Consider the following 20096-nt stretch of genomic DNA (forward strand, 5'->3'; position numbering starts at 1 on the left):
GCCTGGCGTGACCCCGTGCGCCGCCTATGCGCCGGCTGTGGGATTCGGCAGGCGGACGGTGAACACGGTCCGGCCGGGTCGGCTCTCGACCGATACGGCGCCGCGGTGGGCCTCCACCACGGCCGCCACGATCGCCAGGCCGAGTCCGGTGCTGCCGTGCTCGCGGGACCGGGAGCTGTCGCCACGGGCGAACCGTTCGAACATCTCCGGTCGCAGCTCCGCCGGCACCCCCGGCCCGTCGTCGGCGACGGTGAGCACGGCGCTGTCCCCCTCGACGGTCAGCGTGGTGGTGACCGTCGTGCCGGGCGGGGTGTGCACGCGGGCGTTGGCCAGCAGGTTCGCCACCACCTGGTGCAGGCGGGCGGCGTCGCCGGGGACGGTGATCTCCACCTCCGGCAGGTCGAGCTGCCAGCGGTGCTCCGGACCGGCCACGTGCGCGTCGCTGACGGCGTCGACCACCAGGACGGACAGGTCGACCGGCTCGACCGCGAGCGGTCGACCGGTGTCGAGTCGGGCCAGCAGCAGCAGGTCGTCGACGAGGGTGGTCATCCGGGTGCTCTCCGACTCGACGCGGCGCAGGGCGTGCGCCACGTCGGCGGGGACCTGGTCGCGGCCACGCCGAGCCACCTCGGCGTACCCCCGGATCGCCGCGAGGGGGGTGCGCAGCTCGTGGCTGGCGTCGGCGACGAACTGGCGTACCCGGGTCTCGCTGGCCTGTCGGGCGGCCAGCGCGTCGGCGACGTGGCCGAGCATCCGGTTGAGCGCCGCGCCGACCTGGCCGACCTCGGTCCTCGGGTCGGTGTCGCCGGCCGGGACCCGGACGGCGAGCGCGACCTCGCCGCGGTCCAGCGGCAGCTCGGTGACCCGGGTGGCCGTGGCGGCCACCCGGTTCAGCGGTCGCAGCGCGGCCCGCACGATCAACGCGCCGGCGGCACCGGCGATGAGCAGCCCGACGGCGGCTACTCCGGCCTGCGCGGCGACCATCCACCAGACGGTCTCCTGGACGCCGGAGAGCGGGATGGCGACGACGCGTACCCGGCCGTCGCGGAACTGCCGGGCCACGGCCCGGTAGTCGCCCCGCTCGCCGAGGTCGACGGTGCGCGGCGCGGCGCCGACCGGCAGGTCGGCCAGCACGGCGACCTGGTCGACCGCGACGGCCTGCTCGTTGGGAAAGGGCTGCTCGGTGGAGGGGCTGTTGGTCAGGGCCGACGCGCCCGTCACCCGACCGTCGCTGATCTCGGCGACCACCGAGCCGGGCGGCGAGCCGGGCGGGACGGCCGGTCCTCGCCCCGGGAAGGTGGGGCGGCCGGGGTGGTCGTCCCGCATGGCCGTGGCGGGGACCAGTTGGGCGTCGAGCCGCTCGATCAGGAAGTGCCGCAGCGCGATCGTGGTCAGGCCGCCGATGGCGACGCTGACCAGGGCGAAGAGCGCGAGCAGGGCGAGGACCAGCCGGGTCCGCAGCGACCGGCCGGCCAGCCAGCGGCGGACGGCCCGCAGGGGCCGGCGGTCACTCGGCGGGTTTGAGGACATAGCCCGCGCCGCGCAAGGTGTGGATCATCGGCGGACGCCCGGCGTCGATCTTCTTGCGCAGGTACGAGATGTACAGCTCCACCACGTTGGCCTGACCGCCGAAGTCGTAGTTCCACACCCGGTCGAGGATCTGCGCCTTGCTGAGCACCCGACGCGGGTTGCGCATCAGATAGCGCAGCAGCTCGAACTCGGTGGCGGTGAGGGTGATCAACTGGCCGTCGCGACGGACCTCGTGGCTGTCCTCGTCGAGGCTGAGGTCGCCGACGGTCAGCACCGCCTCCTCCCGGGCGGCGACCGCGAAGCCGGAGCGGCGCAGCAGCGCACGCAGCCGGGCGATCACCTCCTCCAGGCTGAACGGCTTGGTGACGTAGTCGTCGCCGCCCACAGTCAACCCGGCGATGCGTTCCTCGACCGCGTCACGGGCGGTCAGGAAGAGCACCGGGACGGTGGGGGCGTGCTCCCGTAGCCGGCGCAGCACCTGGAAGCCGTCCAGGTCGGGCAGCATCACGTCGAGCACCACGGCGTCCGGCTGGAACTGCCGCGCCGCGCTCAGCGCCGCCATGCCGTTGCCGGCCGTACGCACCTGCCAGCCCTCGTACCGCAGCGCCATCGACAGCAGATCCGTCAGCGTCGCCTCATCGTCGACCACCAACACCCGCACCGGTTCGCCGTCGGGGCGGCGCAACTCGATCCGGGTCGGCGCGACCTGCCCGTCCATGACCATGCCCCCCATCGTGGGCATGTCGCCTGTGGCACGCCCATGCCTCAGCTGTGCGCCAGCTGTGCGGCCGTACCGAGGGTGGGCCGATACCGTCACCGGCGCGTGGTCACTCGGACACCCCGAACGCGTCGGTGCGCACGTACCGCATGCTCCAGCCGCCCAGGCCGTCCGGCCGGTCGCGCTCGTAGAGGTGGTCGGGGCCGGGCTGCGTCGGGCCGGTGCCGTCCGGGTGCCGCATGATCCACCGCTGCGGCGGAGCGCCGCCCGGATCGGCGGGCAACTGCCGGACCAAGCCGTCCCCGGGCCCGCCGACGAAGCGTACGGTGACCTCACCCATCACGCCGCCCCTCGGTGACCATGCCGGCACGCTCAGTGACGCCGGCCCCTGGCTCGCAAGCTACCGCACCCACCCACGGCCCAGGGCGGGATCGGGCACCCGCGACGTCGGCGACGGTTTGCCCAGCTCGGACCCCGGGTACCGCAACCGGAGGCACCCGCCGCCGGCGGGACGAGGGTGAGGAGTGGTCGATGCGCACGCTGGACGGGCGGTACCAGCTCGAACAGCGCATCGGGGTGGGCGGGATGTCCGAGGTGTGGCGTGCCCACGACCGCGTGCTGGACCGGCCGGTGGCGGTGAAGCTGATCTCCCCTGGGCCGGACGGCCAGCACGACACGGTGGACCGGATCCGCACCGAGGCCCGCAACGCGGCCCGACTGGTGCACCCGAACGTGGCGAGCGTGCACGACTTCGGCACCTGCTCGACGCTGCCCGGTCACCGGCTGCCCTACATCGTGATGGAGCTGGCCGAGGGCGAGACGCTCGCCGTGCACCTACGGTCCGGCCCGCTGGACTGGCGCATCTCGGTACGCGTCTGCGCGGAGGTCGCCGCCGCACTGGCCGCGGCCCACACCAGCGGCATCGTGCACCGCGACGTGAAGCCAGCCAACGTCATGCTCACCCCGGCCGGCGTGAAGGTGCTCGACTTCGGCATCGCCACACCGACCGGCGCGCGGGATCCGATGCCGGACGGGATGGTGGTGGGCACCCCGGCATACCTGGCACCGGAGCAGCTCGACGGTGCGCCGGCCACCCCCGCCGCCGACATGTACGCCCTCGGCGTGCTGCTCTACTACTGCCTCACCAGTCGGCTGCCGTACCGGGCAGGCAGCCCCGTCGAGCTGCTGGGCGCGCGTCGGTCCCGGCCACCGGAGCCGCTGCCCGAGATCGACGGGCTCCCGCCGGAGGTGGCCGAGTTGTGCCGCTCCTGCCTGGCCGACGACCCGGCACGCCGCCCGACCAGCCTGGTCGCCGCGCTGCTGCTGGCCGAGGCCGTGGACGCCCGGGTGTACGTGCCGATGGCGCTGCCCACGCCACGCCGACCCGCTCCGACGTCACCGTGGACCGAGCGGGCCGCCACGGACGCCACCGAGGCGATGTCGCTGGTCGACGGGCCGGGCGGGGGCTGACGGCGGGGGGCCACGGCGTTTCGCCGACCCACGGCCGGGTAGCCGGGCGGTGAGCAACGGGAGGAACGCCATGCCGGATCCGAGTTCCTGGCTGCATGAGGCCACCGCGACCGCCGAGGGCGGCCACGTACGCACCGACGATGGCGGGCTCTCCACCGCGCTGGCGTCGCCACTGGCGGCGCACTGCACCGGGCTGCGGCCGGAGCAGTTGTTGGCCGCCGCCTTCGCGTCCTGCCTGCACCACGCGGCGGTGGAGGCGGCCGGGGAGATCACCGACGAGGCGCACACGGTCCAGGTGCGGGCGGAGGCGAAGCTGGGGCGCGACGACGACGGCCGCTACCGGGCCGACGTGCACGCCTCGATCTCGTCCGCCGGCCTGAGCCGGGCGCAACTGGCCGACCTGGTCGAGTACGCCGACCGGCTCTGGCCCTTCTCCAGCGGCGACAACAGTCGGCACCGGCTGACCGTCACCCCGGCGGAGAACGGCCGGCACTGACCGTTCGGCGTCGCGGCGGGCCGTTCCGCCGAACGGTCGGCGTCTCCGCCGCCCGTTCGGGCCGCCTGGCACCCGGCTAACGGGTGACCAGAACCGGTGGATTCGCGCCGGTACGCCGACGCGCAGCCGTGACCAGCTCGTCCCGGCGAATCGGGAATACCGTTCTCGTCTGATCGGCGAGGTTACGCCGCTTAAGTGGCTTGCCACCCGCTCTGCCCCACGAGATCGGGGCAAATTGTGGCGCATGCCACCGTAGGGGCCGATCGCATCGCGCCGCCGACTCTCTAGCCTCGGCAGGTGCATCCCGACGACCCCTCCGACCAGAAGCTGACCGTCGCGCGCCCGACCACCCGCTCAGGCGACGTCACCTCAACCGAACGGACGATCGGCCGTCACCGGGCCCCCGACCCGCCCCGCCGCGCCCTGCTCGGCTCCACCCCGATCCGGGTCGCCCTGGCCACCGGCGTCACCTGCTGCCTCGGACTCGCCGCCGTCGCCACCGCCCGCGGCGTCGAGGACACCCCCCGCCCCGTGGAGCCCCTGGCCGAGGCGGTCGCCGACCGCGCCGCCATCGCCGACGGACGCGCCTCCCGGTCGCTGGACCGCGACGTCGCCCCGGCGCGGGTCGTCCCCACCCCGACGGCGTCGCCGACGCCCACCCCCACCGCCACCCGCAAGGCGCCCAAGAAGCCCGTCAAGCCCCGCCGACCCCGACCGGTCGCCGGGCTCGACCAGGCGCAGATGGACAACGCGAAAATCATCGTGGACGTCGGGCTGGAGCTGAAGATGCCGCGCCGCGCCCTGGTCGTGGCGCTGGCGACCGCCATGCAGGAGAGCAACCTCTACAACCTGGCCAGCGACGTGCTGCCGGAATCCACGCGCTATCCGCACCAGGGCAGCGGCTCCGACCACGACTCGGTCGGCCTCTTCCAGCAGCGGCCCAGCAGCGGCTGGGGCACGGTGGCCGAGCTGATGCGCCCGTCGTACGCCGCTCGGGCCTTCTACACCGCGCTCAACGAGATCCCGGGCTGGCAGGACATGAGCGTCACCAGCGCTGCCCAGGCCGTGCAGATCTCCGCCTACCCCGACGCGTACGCCCAGCACGAGGACCGCGCCAGCGTCGTCGCGGCGGCACTCACCGCCTGAGCACCGACACGCACGCCTGCTCTCACCGGGTCGCGCGGCCGGTCGGTGGCCCCGCGTCCCGGCCGCCGGCCGCCGCCCGGGTCGCCGGTACGCCCGTGCCCGCCGCAGCGGTCGCGGTGTCGGCGGGCACCGGCTCGACGGTCACCCCGCTGAGGACCTCGTCCACCAGCGCCTCGCGTCGCCGGCGCGCGTACAGGGCCGCCTCGAAGTCGCGCCGGGCCTGCACGGCGTCCGCGTACGCCTGCTCGCGTACCCGTCGAGCCTCCTCGCGGGCCTCGTCCAGCTCGAAACGGGCCTGGGCCAGGATCTCGGCCGCCTCCCGCCGCACGGCGTCACCAGCCCGGCGAGTGGTGCCGGCGTCGTCGAGGTCCAGCCGCTGGAGCAGGCCGCTGAGCCAGGCGGCCTCCTGGCGGATCTCGTCCCACTCCCGGGTCGCGCCGGCGGCACCCTCCGCGCGGGCCGCGAGCCGGGACAACCGGATCCCCAGCTCATCCAGGCAGGAATCCACCTGCCGCTGGTCGTAACCGGTCTTCACGACGGTGAACCTCATGCTGTCGCCCCCCCAGGCAGCTGCTGTCACTTCCCCCACCTGGATCCTCGACCGCGAGGGCAGCGGCCGAGGGGGTTCGGGAAAATTGTTCAGCATGCGAGCGGCGGGGGTGGGTTGATCCACTCCACATCGCCGATCTGGGGGTATCCCGGTGCCGTGGATACCCCCACGTCGACGATGTGGAGTGGATCATCACCTAAGCGTCCGGTCCGACCCGGCCGAGGCATGTCGATCTGGGCGACATGCCGGCGGTTGACCGGGCGAGTCAGCCGCGCTTGGGCAGCACGACGACCCGGCCGAAGAACTCGTCGATGCGGCGCACCACGTCGTTGAAGTCGTCCAGGTCGATGGGCTTGGTGACGTACGCGTTGGCCTGCAACGTGTAGCTGCCGACGATGTCGGTGTCCGCGTTGGAGGTGGTCAGCACAACGACCGGGATCGTCCGCAGATCCTCGTCCTGCTTGACCGCGCCGAGCACCTGACGCCCGTCCATCCGGGGCATGTTCAGATCCAGCAGGATGACGTCCGGTCGGCGGGCGTCGCTGTGCCGGCCCTCGGCCCGGAGGAACTCCATCGCCTCCTCGCCGTCGCTGACCACGTCGATGACCTTGTCAACGTCGGAGTCGGCCAACGCTTCCTCGATCATCAGCACGTCACCCGGGTCGTCGTCGACGACCAGGATGCGTACCGGCTTCGGGCTGTCGCCCATCACTACCTGCCTCGGGTCGGGCGGAACGGGACCGAAACGTTCAACACGTCGGCGGGGAAATCTAGCCCATCAGGACGCGCTGCGGGAGGCCGGGTCGATGCTGTCGGGCTGGTACCGCAGCACCTCGGCCAGACCCGTGACCCGCAGCACCCGGTCGACCCGGCCGACGGCGCCGGTGAGGCGCAGCCACCCCCCGTCCGCCGCGGCCCGGTTGTCACCTCGGACGAACACGGCCATCCCGGTGGAGTCGCAGAAGGTCAGGTCGGAGAGGTCGAGCACCATCCGGCGCTCACCGGCTGCGGTCAGCCGATCGATCGCCGCGGTCAACTCGGGGGCGGTGCTCATGTCCAGCTCACCGGCGAGCCGCAGGCAGACGCTACCGCCGTCACGCCCGGCGTAGCTGACGCTGAACGTCACCGTGCTCCCCCTCGCTCCACCGCTGGTGGGACGTTTGCAGTGCGGCAAGTATACGCAGAGGAGGGCAGCCCGCCGGACGGCGCGGTGATCAACCGGATTGCCGTCGGACGGGCGGTCAACACGCGGCTCCGGGGCCGGCGCTGGGCAACCCGGCGCGGCTCAGGGCCAACGTGTGCGCCGCCCGGGGAAAGTCGCGCAGCACGGTGGCGTAGTGCCCCAGGGTCAGGCCCACCGCGCTGGCGGGCACTCCCCGACTGGCCAGGATCCCCACCAGCCACTGGACGAACTCGGTGAACAGCGAGGCGTCGTCGACGTACAGCGCGGCGGCCAGGGAGTCCACGATGTGCCCCAGGTCGCTCACCGTCGCGTCGAGCTGGGCGGCCGTGTACGACCGTGCCGCCGGCACCCGCTCGCGCAGGTCGGTGAGCGCGCTGTCGATCAGTTCCCCCCGGCGGCGGACCAGGCTCGCGTACTCGTCGTCGGCCAGGTGCGCCAACTGTGCCGCCGGGACCCGCCGCAGCGCCCGCTCGTCGCCGATCAACTCGGACGCCGAGGGCGCGTCGGGCGCCCAGGCCGCACCGAGCCGAGCCGCCCACCGGCCGTCCACGCCGAACCCTCGCCCACCGACCACCACCGGCACGTCCGACCGCCGACACGCCTCGATCATCCGGTGCGCGTGCGGCAGCCGCATCGGCAGCGCGCAGGCCAGCGCCACCGCCTGCGCGTCGTGCCGGTGCAGATACGACACCAGGTGCGCCGCCGGCACGCTGGCACCCAGGAACGTCACCTGCCAGCCGCGCAGCCGCAGCACCTCGGCCACCAGCCGGGGCGGCAACGCGTGCCACTCGCCGTCCATGCAGGCCGGCCACCACGACCCGGCCGCCGGTCGGACGGGCGTTGGCGTGCGCGGCCACCGCCGCCACGACCCGCTCGCTGATGTGGGTCGCCGCGTGCTCCTGGGCCACGCTCCACTCGTTGCGCGCCCACCGCTCACCCACCTCGGACTGAGCCGGCGCCACCAGATCGAGCAGCACCCGCTCGGGCGGCAGACCCGCGTCGAGCAGGCCGAGCGCCACGTCGATCGCGGCGTGCTCGTCGGCGTCGGCGAGGCAGCCCAGATAGCCCGGGTAGGCGTCGGTCGGGTCGGTGGTGGCGGCGGGGGCGGTCACGCAGGGCTCTCCCTCTGCTCGTCGGGCCCGGCGGGCTGCTCCTCGGCACCGGCGGGCTGCTCGTCAGCACCGGCGGGCTGCTCATCGGGCGTCGGCACCGAGTGCAGGTGCCGTGCGGCGCGCGAACTCGGGCCGACCGCGCGCAGCGCCAGGACCGCGATGTCGTCGTGGTCGCCGTGCGCCAACCAGTCACAGGTGACCTGCTCGACGCGCTCGGCCAGGGCGGGCGCCGGCATTCGCTGGCACCCGGTCACGGCGGCGGTCAGCCGCTCCGTGCCGAACTGCTCGTCGCCTCGCCGGCCACCACGGGCCTCGGTCACCCCGTCGCTGTAGAGCAGGCACGTCTCGCCCGGCGCCAGCCGGACGGTCACCTCACCGACACGGGGATCGGGCACCACCCCGATCAACATGCCGCGCAGCGGCACCGACTCGACCTCGCCGGAGGCGCGCAGCACCAGCGGCGGCAGGTGCCCACCCCCCGCCATGGTGAGGGTGATGCTCCCGTCGCGCTGCGGACGCGCCACCCCCAGCACGATGGTGGCGAAACGGCCCTGGCCGTGGGCCTGGGTCGTCTCCAGCAGCGCGTCGTTGAGCAGCCGCAACAGCCGCCCCGGATGCGACTCCACCCGGTGCAACGCCTGCAGGCACTGACGAAGCTGACCGGTGAAGACGGCCGCCTCGACACCCTTGCCGGACACGTCGCCGAGGAAGAACACCGAACCGCCGTCGGCGAGCCGGTGCGAACCATAAAAGTCACCGCCGATGCGCAGCCCCGCCTGCGCCGGCCGGTAGGCGGTGCCCCACTGCACGCCGGCCGTCTCGGCTGGCTCCACGGGCAGCAGGCTGGCCTGCAGGGTGTCGGCCACCTCCGCCTGGTCGCGGTAGAGCAGCGCGGTGGTCAACGCCGCGCCGGAACGGGCCGCGAACGCGCGCAGCAGGTGGACGTCGTCCTCGTCATACCAACGGCTGGCCCGGCGGGCGACCAGCAGCACCCCCGCCGGGGCGTCCCGGCCGGGCACCGGAACGACCCGGGCAGCGCTGGCCACACCCGCCAGACCGGGCAGCCATCCGGCGTCGACGGCCTGCTCCACCAACCAGTCGACGGCGTGCGGCTCGACCCCGGTCAACCCGTCGGCGATGGCGGTCGGCAGGTCGCTCTCGGCCAACACACCGCTGTCGACCATCGGCGCCTCGTCGTCGGCCCGGGAGGCCCGCCACCAGCGGGCTCGCCCGGCGCGCGGCGCCAACACCAGCACGGACACCTCGGCCAGGGTCGGCACGGCGAGCCGTACGACCGCGGCGGCGGCCCGATCGGGGTGCAGCGGATTGCCCAGTTTGTCGCCCACCACCGCCAGGAAGGCAGAGCGGGCACGCTCGGCGAGCAGGGCGTCGGCGCGGCTGACGCTCTCGGTGACGTCTTCGACGTACCAGCAGCACCGGCCGGCGGACAGTGGCACCTGTCGGGCGCTGAGCCGGCGACCGCGATGGTGGAAGCCGCCCGCGCCCTGCTCACCCAGACCGGGTATGGCGGCCGAGGCGAGCGGCTCGCCGGGCGTCACCTCGGGCAGCAGTCGTTCGGCGACCGGGCTGACATGACGCACGACACCATCGGCGTCGCAGACCACCAGGCCCTCGCGGAAGTGCTCGACGACCTCGGACCAGGCCGGTGTGCCCTGATCGCGGTCGGGGGCCAGCGCCGGCAGCGCGGCGGTGGACCAGGACTGGGCGTCGGCGGACCACGCCTGCGGCCGTGTGGTGCTCGGCGTGGAGATCCGTCCGTCGCCCGGGTCCCAGTCCCTGACGTCGGATGCAGTCACCAGCTGAGCCTCACTCCTTGTCGTCCACCCGAACCCGTCCCGGAACCGGCGTCTGTGGTCAAATCTGTTCGGCCAACCCTACGCCGATCCGCCACCTGCGGCACCTCACGGCAGCTCGCGGGCCTCCGGTCGCGTACCGGGCGGGGCCGGTCGACCGTTGTTACGATCCCCTTCAACCGGCCGGGCCGGAGGCATCCGGAAGGGCGTGATCGTGCTATCCCCAGGGCTGCGACCCGACGCGACACCACTGCGCGTGTCCGTCGACCAGAGCGACCCCGACGTTTCCCTGATCCAGGTCGGCGGTGAGTTGGCGTACGCGACCGCCGCGCCGCTGCGCGTCGAGGTCGACCGGGTGCTCGCCGACGCGCCGCACACCGTCGTACTGGACTTCGCCGACCTGCACTTCATCGACAGCACCGGGCTCGCCGTGATCGTGCACGCCTGGCGGGCGGGGCAGCAGGCCGGCACGACGCTGCGACTGCGGGCGGTCCCCCGCTTCCTGGCGGTCATCCTGGACATCACCGGCGTGGCCGGGCTGCTCGGTCGGCCCCTGCGGGCGACCCCCCGGACCGTCACCGGGCTCGACCACCACGAGCGACCCGCCGCCACCGCGTGAGGTCGGGGTCGACGAGCCCGTCGGGGAGGGACCGTCCCCGCCCACGGCGACCGCGCGCCGGGCAGGGTCGCCGCCCCGGGTTGGCGTTCCGCACAAGGGCTGGGACCATGGTGGAATGTCCCACCAGCTGTTGACCATTGAGGTGACCCGGCTCGACGGCGGGCACATCCGGTTGCGGCTGAGTGGCGAGCTCGACTACGACACCGCTCCCGAGCTGGTCACCGCGGTGGCCGAGCTGCCGGGCGAGGGCCACCAGCAGTTGACCATCGACCTGACCGGGGTCAGCCTCTGCGACTCCTCCGGGCTCAGTGCCCTGCTGATGGCACACCGCGCCGCCGGGTCGGTACGACTGACCGGGGTCAGTGCGCAGGTCCAGCAGATGCTTGACCGCACCGGTCTCGCCGAGCTGCTGGCCGTGCAGAGCGCCGCCGACGGGGACAACCTCCGCGCCATCGGCTGACAGCCACGCGTCAAGGGCTATGCGGCCACGCCGCGCCCGCGACAACGCGACGCGCGGGATCGCGACGCGCGACGACCACCACGCCACGCGCGTGACTGCCGCGCGTGGCACTGCCGCGTCACGTCGCTCCGGCTGGCGACGACGAGCGGGAAAAGGGGGGTGGCCCCCGACCCTGGGACCTGGGGTCGGGGGCCGGAGGAAGGTCTAGGGCGCGGTCACCGGCTGGAGCCGGGGGCCGCTGTCGCGAAGCTCGCCGGTGGGCGGGGGTTCGACGTCCTCGGGTTGTCCCGAATCGGGCGTGTGATACAGATAGCGGACGAACTCCCCACCCATCTCGTTGTCGTCCCCACCGGGCCACTGGCCGATGCAGTCCATGCCGACCACTTCCCGGCCGGTGCCGTCGGCCTCCTCCAGCAGCGCCCACAGGCTCACCGGATAGCAGCGGGTGGCGTCGGGCGTGAGCTGCCAGCGGGCGTACCAGCCGGGTCGGGCGGGGACGATCTCGACGATCCGTTTCATGACGACCTTCCTTCCGCGTGCCTCGGAAGAACTGCGGTCCTGAGCCGATCCTGGCGGACGCGTGGGTGAGCACCCCTCACCCGCGCCGGATGAAGCCCGGCCGCGCCCGGTCCTACCCGGCCGGCGGCGTCCGTTTCGGCTCCCGGGACGGCGGGAAGGCGACGGGCGCAGGATCGATCCCCAGCGGAAGGGGTGTCACATGCGCAAGCAGATGGAGGGCGACAACCAACGCCGCCGGGCACTGGCCCGGCAGGCCCGCGAGCAGGGCAGCCAGCCCAGTCAGTTCGGCGCCAGCCTGAGCGCCTCCAAGCAGCTCACCAGCCTTGACCAGGGTAAGCGAGCCGGCCCACAGCCGGCCGGACGGCACAAGTCGGACAGCACGCGCGGTGGACCGGCTCCGCCGCCCGTCGGTACCCCGGACAATCCACGTCCGCAACCGCCCCCAGGGTCCGGTGCGGCCGAGGTGACCAGTCTGGGCTACCACGACCTGGTCGACGACGTCCGGCGTCGGGCCGGCGTCGACTTCAAGACGGCCAAGGTGGGTGCCGAGGCGACCGTCCTGGTCCTGGCCTTCGCCCTGGGCGCCGCCGAACGGCAGCGGCTGCTCGCGGCGGTGCCGAACTCACTGCACGACGTCGTACCCGTCGACGGCATCGAGCGGCACCAGGACCTGCCCGGCTTCCTGGCCGAGGTGGGCCGGATCAGCGGGCGTACGCCCGAGCAGGCCCGCTATCAGGCGGAGGCGACGCTCGCCGCGCTCGCCGACCACGACGGCGACCTGGTCGAGTCGCTGCACGTACCCGATGGCCTGCGGGAACTGCTGAACGCGCCGGCTGCCGGCGGCGGCATCGTCGGCGCCTCCACGACCACGCCCACGCTGGACGACGCCCAACTGCGGGCGGCGCTGGACAACCTGCCCTACTGGGCGGGCGACAGCGACGGCCTGTACCGCGTGGTCGCGCTGCCGCCGGACAACCTGGACCGGGTGCTCGACCGGCTCGACCGACTGCGCCGGGAGACCGGGCGCGGCCCGAGCATCGGACGCCCCGGCGGCACGGCAGCCGTGCTGACCGTGCGTACCACCCAGGCCGGCGGGGTGACCGCCCTCGACGTGGACCTCGCCCACTCGATCGACGACGCGATCGACGAGGTGGGCGCCGGGATGGCCGGCGGTTGACCGGTAGCACCGGCGCACGCGGGCCGGCGGACGCGGGGTACGCCCCGCGCCGCCGGCCCGTCGGCCGTGTCCGGGGGTGGCTCGGTTAGCGTGCCGGACATGAATCGCGCTGCCGACCGGTTGGAGTTGGTCGCCGATCCGGTCCGCCGGACCGGACGTACGCTGCTCTCCGCCGGTGTCGAGCAGTCGTACGTGGACGTCGAGGATCCACTGCACCTGCATTTCGAGTACGTCCGGCGGATCGCCTCGGCGGTGGAGCTGGCCGCCCCGGCGGGCGTCCCGCTGGACGTGCTGCACCTCGGCGGCGGGGCGTTGACCCTGCCACGCTGGCTGGCCGCCACCCGGCCGGGCTCCCGACAGCGGGTCGTCGAACGCGACCGGGCGGTCGTCGACCTGGTCGCCCGGGAGCTGCCACCGCTGCCCGAGGAGGTGCGGGTGGAGGTCGCCGACGCCCGGGACGCGCTCACCGACACCCCGGCCGGCAGCTGCGACCTGGTGATCGCCGACATCTACCGGGCGGCTCAGATGCCCCGACACGTACGCACCGTGGAGTTCGCGGCCAAGGTGGCCCGGACCCTGCGCCCCGACGGCCTGTACCTGGTCAACGTCACCGACCTGCCGCCGCTGGTCGGCACCCGGGTCCAGGTGGCGACGCTGCGGGCGGTCTTCGGGGACGTCTGCGTGTTCGGCGACCGGCGGATGCTGCGCGGGCGGCGCTACGGCAACCTGGTGCTCGCCGCGACGGCCCGACCAGGCGGGTTACCGGTCGGCCGGCTGGCCGTCGCCGCCCTGCGCGACCCGGTGCCCGGTGGGCTGCTGCACGCCGCCGCGCTCGACACGTTCGTCGCCGGCGCCCAGCCCCGCACCGACGACACCGCCGGCTGACCGCCGCACGCCACCCCGGCGCAGACAGGCGCCCGTGACCCGCCGCACGCCACCCCGGCGCCGACGCAACCGCCACCCGGCACCGGGCGAAGCGGCAGCTCGACCCGGAAGGGCCGGTCCCGGCCGGGATGCCGGGTTTCCGACGCCGAGCGCGGGGAAGGCGCGACGGGTGAGCAACGCCGACGATCGGGCGACCGCCCGCCGCGCCCTGATCGTGATCGGCCTGGTGCTGGCGACCGCACTCGCGCTGGCCTTCGTGTACGCGACCCACCGGGTGCTGATCTGGATCGTGGTGGCCGCCTTCTTCGCGATCGCGCTCAAACCGGCCGTGGACCGGCTGCAGAGCCGCTTCGTCCGGCGGCGAGCGGTCGCCACGCTGCTGGTGTTCCTCGCCGCGTTCGTGGTCCTGGCCGTCGTGGCCACGGTCATCCTGGTGCCGCTGCTGGACGACCTGGCCCGGTTCGCCGATCGGGCGCCGGAGATGCTGCGCGACGCCCGCGCCGGGCGCGGCCCACTGGGGCACCTGCTGGAACGCACCGGCGCCCGACGCTTCCTCGCCGACCACTCCGGGGAGCTGCGTGACGTCGGCACCGGGCTGCGGCAACCGGCTGTGGTCGTGCTGCGCGGCATCGTGGAGACGGTCGCGGGGCTGGTCACGGTCGTCGTGTTGGCGTACCTCATGGTGTTGGAAGCGCCACGGATCACCGCCAGCGTGCTCGCGGCGGCCGGGGACGGTCAGCGTGCGCGGTTACGCCGCGTGGGCCGGCAGGTGTCGCGGACCGTTACCGGTTACCTCACCGGCAACCTGTTGATCAGTGTGATCTGTGGGGCGTTGACCTTCGTGGTGCTGACCCTCACCGGGGTGCCGTTCGCCGGTGTCATCGCCCTGCTGGTGGCGGTGACCGACCTGATACCGCTGGTCGGCGCGACGCTCGGCGCGGTGATCGCCATCGGTGCCGGTTTCCTGCACTCCCCCACCGCCGGGGTGATCGTGATCGTCTTCTTCGTCGTCTACCAGCAGGTGGAGAACCATCTGCTCCAGCCGCTCATCCTGTCCCGCGCGGTCCGGCTCAACCCGCTGACCGTGCTGGTCAGCGTGCTGCTCGCGGTGCAGTTGGCCGGGCTGCTCGGCGCGTTGCTGGCCATCCCGGCGGCCGGCATCGTGCAGACCCTGCTGCGCGAGTACGGCCCGAGCCGGTTCCGCCCCGCTCCCCCCGCCGATCCGGCCGAGCCCAGCGAGCCGGCTGATTCCGCCGAGCCCTCCAAGGAGCCACGACGCGGACCGGCCGGTCCGGCCCCGCAGGGCTGAGACCGGCCGGGTCGTCGAGTCCGGCTCAGCGGCTGCGGGCCGCGACCTCGGGCGAGGTGCTCTCCAACGGCACCGCGTTCGCCGGGACCAGACCCAGCTGGACCGCCGGCCGGGTCAACGCGGCGTCCAACGCCCAGTCGGCCCCGACGCGCGTGCGGTTTCCCGGCATCGCCATCAGGTGGTACGCCCGGGTGACCGCCTTCGCCGGCAACCCCGCCAACGGCACCTGCAACGGGTTCGCCGCCGCGTCCTTGCCACCCAGGTCGACCACCCAACCCAGGTCGTGGTGCTTGTACGGCTTACGCCGGCCGAAGCCGTACGACGCGGCAATGTTGTGCGCCGCGAGCTTGCCCTGCCGCTGGGCGTGCTGGGCGGTCATCGTGCAGATCTCCCCCGGCCGGGCCAGGTCGGGCACGGCGGAGGCGTCGCCGCAGGCGTACACCTCGGGGTAGCCGGGGACGTTGAGGAACTCGTCGACCACCAGCCGGCCCCTCTCGGTGCGCAGGCCCAGCTCGCTGACGAACGGGTCGGGGCGCACCCCCACACACCAGACCAACGAGCAGGTGGGCACGTACTCGCCGTCGGTGAGCTTCACCCCGTCGGCGGTCGCCTCGGCCACCGAGGTGCCCATCCGGACGTCCACGCCACGCCGGTCGAGCACCCGGTGGGCGGTCTGCGACATCCGCTTGTCCAACTCGGGCAGCACCCGGGGCGCGACGTCGAGCAGCATCCACCGGGGGCGGACGGTGAGCCGGGGTCGCTGGGCGTGCAGCCGGTCGGTGAACAACTGCCCGTGCGCGGCGACCTCGGTGCCGGTGTAACCCGCGCCGACCACCACGAAGGTGGCCCTGGCCTGCTGCTCTGCCGGGTCCTCGGCCTGCTCGGCCAGCTCGATCTGTCGGACGACGTGATCGTGCAGGTACACGGCCTCGGGCAGGCCGCGGAAGCCGTGCGCGTACTCGGTGACACCCGGGATGGGCAGCAGCTTGTTGACGCTGCCCACGGCGAGAACCAGGCGGTCGTACGCCAGCCGGTTCTTGTCGCCCTCGGCCTGGGTGAAGCCGACCCAGCGGTTCTGCAGGTCGACGTGGTCCGCCTCGCCGATGACCACCCGGACGCCCTTGAGCGTCCCGGTCAGCGGCACCGCGATCCGCTTGGGCTCGACCACCCCGGCGGCCACCTCCGGCAGCAGCGGCAGGTAGAGGAAGTAGTCGGTGGAGTTCAGCACCACGATCTCGGCCCGGTCCCGGGCGATCCGGCTCAACGTCTTCGCCGCGTGGTAACCGGCGAACCCGGCCCCCACGATCACCACACGAGGTTTCGTCATTGCGGGCCGTTTCCCGTCGGAGCCCCGGACAAACGTGCAACCCGCACCCTGGAGGCGGGTGGGGTCGATGGGACGCGGGCGGGTGGAGTTCAGGGAATTCACAAGATCACCGTGCTCGCCGGTTGCACGGCCGGCCCACCGGCGGCGTCAGCGCCCTCGTCGGCCAGCCCTTCCGCGTCCACTCCCGCTGTCCCCACGCTGTCCGGCCAGTACGCGACGTGGAAGGCGGGACTCTCCACGCCGGTACCTGCGGCCCACCCGGGACGCGCCCTCGGTGAGCCTGGACTTCAAGCCGTACACCATCGACACGGTGACCGTCGACGGCCGGAAGGCCAAAGGCGCGGTGACCCGCGAGAAGCTGGTGGTAGACACCCCGGTCCGCGCGGACGTCCCGATCACGCTGGTCGTCGCCTACCACGGCAAGCCGTCGACGACCCCGATGCCGTCCAAGCGGGGTGACGCCCACCCGCTCGGGCTGACCGTGGACAGCGCCGGCGGCGTCTGGACGATGCAGGAGCCGTTCGGGGCCTTCACCTGGTACCCGGCCAACGACCACCCCTCCGACGAGGCCCTCTACGACATCGCCGTGACGGCGCCGAAGGGCTGGACGGGCGTCGCCAGCGGCACCCCGGTCGGGCAGAGCGGCAACACGTTCCGCTACCGCAGCACCGCGCCCGTGGCGTCGTACGCGACGACGCTCGCCGTCGGCAGGTACAAGAAGCTGACCGCCACCGGGCCGGGCGGTGTCCCGGTCACCACCTGGTACCGGGCCGAGGACGCGCGGTACCTGTCGACGCTCAAGCGGTCACCGCAGCTCCTGAGGTGGCTCGAGGAGCGGTTCGGCACGTACCCGTTCGACTCCGCCGGCCTCGTCATGGTCGAGTCGGGCTCGGCGATGGAGACCCAGCAGATGGTCACCCTCGGTGAGGCCCACCTGATGCGCGGCGACCAGATGTTCGACCTCACCACCCTGCACGAGTACGCCCACCAGTGGTTCGGCGACGCCGTCACGCTCACCGACTGGCGCGACATGTGGCTCAACGAAGGCTGGGCGCTGTACGCGCAGAAGCTCTACGAGAAGGACAAGTACGGGCTCAACACCGCCGAACTGATCCAGTCCAATCGGCAACGCGACGGGGGACTGCGCAAGGAGTACGGCCCGCCGAGCAAGCCGGACGCCGCCGAGTTCGGTGCCACGAACGTCTACACCTGCGCCGCCGGGATGCTCCGCCAACTGCACCAGGCCCTGGGCGACAAGCGCTTCTTCGACCTGGCGCGCGGTTGGGCGAAGGAGAACACGCACACCCAGCAGACCCGGGCGTCGTTCACCGCGTACGTCAACGCCAAGACCGGCCACGACTTCACCGCGCTGATCGACGCGTGGCTGGACTCGCCCACCACGCCCCCGGAGACCGGCCCGCTCCCCCAGTGATCCCGTAGCACCGGCTGCCAAGATCCGCGCAACGTCGGGGAAAGTGCTGCCTCACCCGCTCGTGAGGCAGCACTTTCCCCGATCTTGCGCGGATCTTGGGGGGCGTTACGCCTTGGGGGCGGCGCGGGCGGGCCGACGATCAGGCGGGGGTCGGCGCGGTGATCGCCCACCGCTCGTGGTCGCGCCACGCGCCGTCGATGAACAGGTAGTCCGGGGAGAAACCCTCCAGCCGGAAACCCAGCTTGCGGGCCACCCGCCGCGACGGCTCGTTGTCCGGCTGGATATTGGCCTCCAACCGGTGCAACCCGCCCGCGGTGAACGCGTGGTCGATCACCAGCGCGACGCCCGCCGAGGCGTGCCCGGTCCCGCTGTACGGCTGGAACGCCGCGTACCCCAGGTAGCCGCCGCGCAGCGCGCCCAGCACGATGCCGCTGATGGTGGCGTAGCCCGCGATGTCGCCATTGGCCCGGTCACAGATCAGGTAACCGGAGCCGTCCCGGCGGCGGATCTTGCGTAGGTACCGGTCGTACTCCTCGGGGCTGCTCGGCGCGACAAGCCACGGGTGGTGCAGGTCCCGACTACGCCGCGCGGCCGCCACGAACTCGTCGACGTCGGTGGGCCGGGGCCGCCGGATCGCGACAGGACCACCGGTACGCAGGTATCTCACGGCGGACCACTCTGACCGACCAGCACGCCCGTTGTCCAACCGCCCTCGGCGCACCCGGTCACGATCGCGTCGACCCGCCACCTGTTCGCAACCGCGTGCTCGATCGCGACCGCCTGCTTGCATGATCCCGCTCGTCTGCATCCTTGATCGTGCTCGATCAAGGATGCAGTGGTATCCGGCTGCTTGGGTGACCACTACATCCTTGATCGAGCACGATCATGCGGGGCGCGGGCGCGATCATGCGGGCACGGCGCACAGGCACGCGCGCACGGGCATGGGGCGCACGGCGCGGGCGTGGCACACGGCGCGTGGGCGTCGCGTGCGGGGCTGGCTGGCGTGTTACCGGGGTGTCAGCACGCAGAACTCGGTGCCGTCGGGGTCGGCCATCGTCACCCGGCCGGCCGCATCCTGGCTCGTGCTGATTCGCGTTGCGCCGAGGGACAGCAGGCGGTCGATCTCCGCCTGCTGATCACCGTCGGGGGTGAGGTCGTAACGCACCCGGTCCCGGCCGCCGTTCGGCGCCAGCGGTGGACCACCCCAGGTGATCTTCGGGCCACCGCGCGACGACTGGATCGCGGTCTCCTGGTCCTGGTCCCAGACCAAGGGCCACCCGAGCGCCTCGCTCCAGAAGTACCCGACGGCCTGTGTCCCATCGCAGGACACCGCGCCGACGAACCCGCAACCGGCGAGGAAGTTGTTGCCCGCCTCGACGACGCAGAACTCGTTGCCCTCGGGGTCGGCGAGCACCACATGGCCCTCTTCCGGGCGCTGGCCGACGTCGATGTGTCGCGCGCCGAGTTCCAACGCTCTGGCCACCGTCTGCTGCTGGGCTTCAGCGGATGCGCTCGTCAGATCGAAATGCATCCGATTCTGGACGACCTTCGGCTCGGACGTCGGAGCAAATCGGAGTCGGAACCCGATGTCGTCATCGGGCAGGACCAGGACGCCGTCACGTGGATCGTCGACCATCTCCCGACCGAGGAGCGCGGACCAGAACTGTGCGACCCGAACGGGTTGGCTCGCGTCGAAGCACACCGCGAAGAATTGGCTGGTCATCGCACTACCCATCTCCGATCCGCTGACCGAGGGACTCCACCCCGAGGCGCCCGGTCTGCTCTTGGAGCGAAAGCCTAGGGGTGAGACGCATCGCCCGCAGCCGAGTATTCGGCGGCGGGCCGCCGGCTAGGAGGACTGGCCGACGGCCCGGCCAGGCGAGCTGCCGGCCCAGCAGGCGGGGGCCACCAGCCAGGCAGGGCCACCGCGGCCGTACGGTCATGACACCGGCAAGGCGACTCTTCGTCCCATGCCGAACTCTGGTGCCGCCTCGTCGGTGACCATGGCGAACGCGCCGGTCGGCACCCCGTCGAGAGTCGCGACCCGGGACGCGGCGGCCAGCAGGCCGGCCTCGTCCGCACCGCTGATGAAGAAGATGTACGCGTCACCGTGTTCCTCGCCGTCGTCGTACACCTCGACCGCCCCCTCGTCCTCCAACTCGACGAGGAAATCCTCAACCCGGCCGATCCAGGGGTACGCGTAGGCGCCTGGCGCACCGTCCGGAGCCGCTGTCAGTGGAATGTGGATCTCGACGATGCCGGTCATGCCGCCATGATCTGCCAAACCCGCTGACGGCGTTGCCCTCGGACTGTCGGTCCGGGCCCCTAGCATCGGCCTGACAGTCAACG

At 72.9% G+C, this 20096-nt stretch carries 23 protein-coding genes and 1 pseudogene; 9 read left to right on the top strand and 15 right to left on the bottom strand.

Features of this window, described 5'->3' with window-relative positions; translation table 11 throughout:
• Positions 1 to 24: 24 nt before the first annotated feature.
• From ABZ808_RS06580 to ABZ808_RS06590, 3 genes are all read right to left on the bottom strand, one after another.
• Positions 25 to 1530 carry a HAMP domain-containing sensor histidine kinase gene (locus tag ABZ808_RS06580; protein ID WP_357001776.1) on the bottom strand — a complete coding sequence of 502 codons (1506 nt, stop codon included), beginning with the start codon at positions 1528 to 1530 and terminating at the stop codon, positions 25 to 27.
• Positions 1508 to 2254, bottom strand: coding sequence for a response regulator transcription factor (locus ABZ808_RS06585; RefSeq protein WP_357001778.1), 747 nt, complete (start codon positions 2252 to 2254; stop codon positions 1508 to 1510). The genes ABZ808_RS06580 and ABZ808_RS06585 overlap by 23 nt, the downstream gene beginning before the upstream one ends.
• A gap of 103 nt (positions 2255 to 2357) precedes the next feature.
• On the bottom strand, positions 2358 to 2588 hold the full coding sequence (locus tag ABZ808_RS06590) for a hypothetical protein (RefSeq protein ID WP_357001780.1): 231 nt from the start codon (positions 2586 to 2588) through the stop codon (positions 2358 to 2360).
• 191 nt (positions 2589 to 2779) lie between these two features.
• Here ABZ808_RS06590 and ABZ808_RS06595 point away from each other — a divergent pair, with 191 nt between their 5' ends.
• The 3 genes from ABZ808_RS06595 to ABZ808_RS06605 all read left to right on the top strand — a co-directional run bounded on the left by ABZ808_RS06595 (position 2780) and on the right by ABZ808_RS06605 (position 5360).
• Positions 2780 to 3718 carry a serine/threonine-protein kinase gene (locus ABZ808_RS06595; RefSeq protein WP_357001782.1) on the top strand — a complete coding sequence of 313 codons (939 nt, stop codon included), beginning with the start codon at positions 2780 to 2782 and terminating at the stop codon, positions 3716 to 3718.
• A 70-nt stretch (positions 3719 to 3788) separates the two neighbouring features.
• A complete protein-coding gene (locus ABZ808_RS06600) occupies positions 3789 to 4214 on the top strand; it encodes an OsmC family protein (protein ID WP_357001784.1) in 426 nt (141 codons plus the stop codon).
• A gap of 297 nt (positions 4215 to 4511) precedes the next feature.
• Positions 4512 to 5360: a hypothetical protein gene (locus tag ABZ808_RS06605; RefSeq protein WP_357001787.1), complete on the top strand. Its 849-nt coding sequence runs from the start codon at positions 4512 to 4514 to the stop codon at positions 5358 to 5360.
• Between the two features lie 22 nt (positions 5361 to 5382).
• On the opposite strand, the gene ABZ808_RS06610 is transcribed toward ABZ808_RS06605, so the two are convergent.
• The 6 genes and pseudogenes from ABZ808_RS06610 to ABZ808_RS06635 form a co-directional block, all read right to left on the bottom strand.
• A complete protein-coding gene (locus ABZ808_RS06610) occupies positions 5383 to 5910 on the bottom strand; it encodes an ATPase (RefSeq protein ID WP_357001789.1) in 528 nt (175 codons plus the stop codon).
• Positions 5911 to 6175: 265 nt separating this feature from the next.
• On the bottom strand, positions 6176 to 6619 hold the full coding sequence (locus ABZ808_RS06615) for a response regulator (protein ID WP_357001791.1): 444 nt from the start codon (positions 6617 to 6619) through the stop codon (positions 6176 to 6178).
• Positions 6620 to 6688: 69 nt separating this feature from the next.
• The gene (locus tag ABZ808_RS06620; protein ID WP_357001793.1) at positions 6689 to 7036 is read right to left on the bottom strand and encodes an STAS domain-containing protein; all 348 of its coding nucleotides are present in this window, start codon (positions 7034 to 7036) and stop codon (positions 6689 to 6691) included.
• 115 nt (positions 7037 to 7151) lie between these two features.
• On the bottom strand, positions 7152 to 7892 hold the full coding sequence (locus ABZ808_RS06625; protein ID WP_357001795.1) for a cobalamin B12-binding domain-containing protein: 741 nt from the start codon (positions 7890 to 7892) through the stop codon (positions 7152 to 7154).
• Between the two features lie 118 nt (positions 7893 to 8010).
• Positions 8011 to 8205, bottom strand: a pseudogene (locus ABZ808_RS06630) (B12-binding domain-containing protein); the annotation flags it as partial.
• Positions 8202 to 10022: a PP2C family protein-serine/threonine phosphatase gene (locus ABZ808_RS06635; RefSeq protein ID WP_357001797.1), complete on the bottom strand. Its 1821-nt coding sequence runs from the start codon at positions 10020 to 10022 to the stop codon at positions 8202 to 8204. The gene ABZ808_RS06635 and the pseudogene ABZ808_RS06630, both read right to left, overlap by 4 nt.
• A 253-nt stretch (positions 10023 to 10275) precedes the next feature.
• On the opposite strand from ABZ808_RS06635, the gene ABZ808_RS06640 reads away from it, so the two are divergent.
• A complete protein-coding gene (locus ABZ808_RS06640) occupies positions 10276 to 10638 on the top strand; it encodes an STAS domain-containing protein (RefSeq protein WP_357001800.1) in 363 nt (120 codons plus the stop codon).
• Between the two features lie 115 nt (positions 10639 to 10753).
• A complete protein-coding gene (locus ABZ808_RS06645; protein ID WP_357001802.1) occupies positions 10754 to 11098 on the top strand; it encodes an STAS domain-containing protein in 345 nt (114 codons plus the stop codon).
• Between the two features lie 204 nt (positions 11099 to 11302).
• Here ABZ808_RS06645 and ABZ808_RS06650 read toward each other — a convergent pair whose 3' ends face one another.
• Positions 11303 to 11617, bottom strand: coding sequence for a hypothetical protein (locus tag ABZ808_RS06650; RefSeq protein WP_357001805.1), 315 nt, complete (start codon positions 11615 to 11617; stop codon positions 11303 to 11305).
• Between the two features lie 199 nt (positions 11618 to 11816).
• Here ABZ808_RS06650 and ABZ808_RS06655 point away from each other — a divergent pair, with 199 nt between their 5' ends.
• The 3 genes from ABZ808_RS06655 (at position 11817) to ABZ808_RS06665 (ending at position 14988) form a co-directional block, all read left to right on the top strand.
• Positions 11817 to 12794, top strand: coding sequence for a DUF2267 domain-containing protein (locus ABZ808_RS06655; protein WP_357001808.1), 978 nt, complete (start codon positions 11817 to 11819; stop codon positions 12792 to 12794).
• Positions 12795 to 12893: 99 nt separating this feature from the next.
• Positions 12894 to 13679 carry a fused MFS/spermidine synthase gene (locus tag ABZ808_RS06660; protein WP_357001811.1) on the top strand — a complete coding sequence of 262 codons (786 nt, stop codon included), beginning with the start codon at positions 12894 to 12896 and terminating at the stop codon, positions 13677 to 13679.
• 169 nt (positions 13680 to 13848) lie between these two features.
• Positions 13849 to 14988 carry an AI-2E family transporter gene (locus tag ABZ808_RS06665; protein WP_357001814.1) on the top strand — a complete coding sequence of 380 codons (1140 nt, stop codon included), beginning with the start codon at positions 13849 to 13851 and terminating at the stop codon, positions 14986 to 14988.
• A 25-nt stretch (positions 14989 to 15013) separates the two neighbouring features.
• On the opposite strand, the gene ABZ808_RS06670 is transcribed toward ABZ808_RS06665, so the two are convergent.
• Together ABZ808_RS06670 and ABZ808_RS06675 are read right to left on the bottom strand one after the other, a co-directional pair.
• On the bottom strand, positions 15014 to 16315 hold the full coding sequence (locus ABZ808_RS06670) for an NAD(P)/FAD-dependent oxidoreductase (protein ID WP_357001817.1): 1302 nt from the start codon (positions 16313 to 16315) through the stop codon (positions 15014 to 15016).
• 98 nt (positions 16316 to 16413) lie between these two features.
• Positions 16414 to 16554, bottom strand: a complete 141-nt coding sequence (locus tag ABZ808_RS06675) for a hypothetical protein (protein ID WP_357001820.1) — start codon at positions 16552 to 16554, stop codon at positions 16414 to 16416.
• A gap of 35 nt (positions 16555 to 16589) precedes the next feature.
• On the opposite strand from ABZ808_RS06675, the gene ABZ808_RS06680 reads away from it, so the two are divergent.
• Positions 16590 to 17747, top strand: coding sequence for a M1 family metallopeptidase (locus ABZ808_RS06680; RefSeq protein WP_357001823.1), 1158 nt, complete (start codon positions 16590 to 16592; stop codon positions 17745 to 17747).
• 139 nt (positions 17748 to 17886) lie between these two features.
• Here the strand turns inward: ABZ808_RS06680 and ABZ808_RS06685 are convergent, their stop codons facing one another.
• From ABZ808_RS06685 to ABZ808_RS06695, 3 genes are all read right to left on the bottom strand, one after another.
• Positions 17887 to 18414: a GNAT family protein gene (locus tag ABZ808_RS06685; RefSeq protein ID WP_357001825.1), complete on the bottom strand. Its 528-nt coding sequence runs from the start codon at positions 18412 to 18414 to the stop codon at positions 17887 to 17889.
• 339 nt (positions 18415 to 18753) lie between these two features.
• Positions 18754 to 19470 carry a VOC family protein gene (locus tag ABZ808_RS06690; RefSeq protein ID WP_357001827.1) on the bottom strand — a complete coding sequence of 239 codons (717 nt, stop codon included), beginning with the start codon at positions 19468 to 19470 and terminating at the stop codon, positions 18754 to 18756.
• Between the two features lie 216 nt (positions 19471 to 19686).
• Entirely contained in the window at positions 19687 to 20013 is a 327-nt protein-coding gene (locus ABZ808_RS06695) for a hypothetical protein (RefSeq protein WP_357001830.1), read from the bottom strand.
• Between the last annotated feature and the right edge of the window lie 83 nt (positions 20014 to 20096).

It is taken from the genome of Micromonospora sp. NPDC047527, assembly GCF_040643015.1.
GTDB lineage: Bacteria > Actinomycetota > Actinomycetes > Mycobacteriales > Micromonosporaceae > Micromonospora.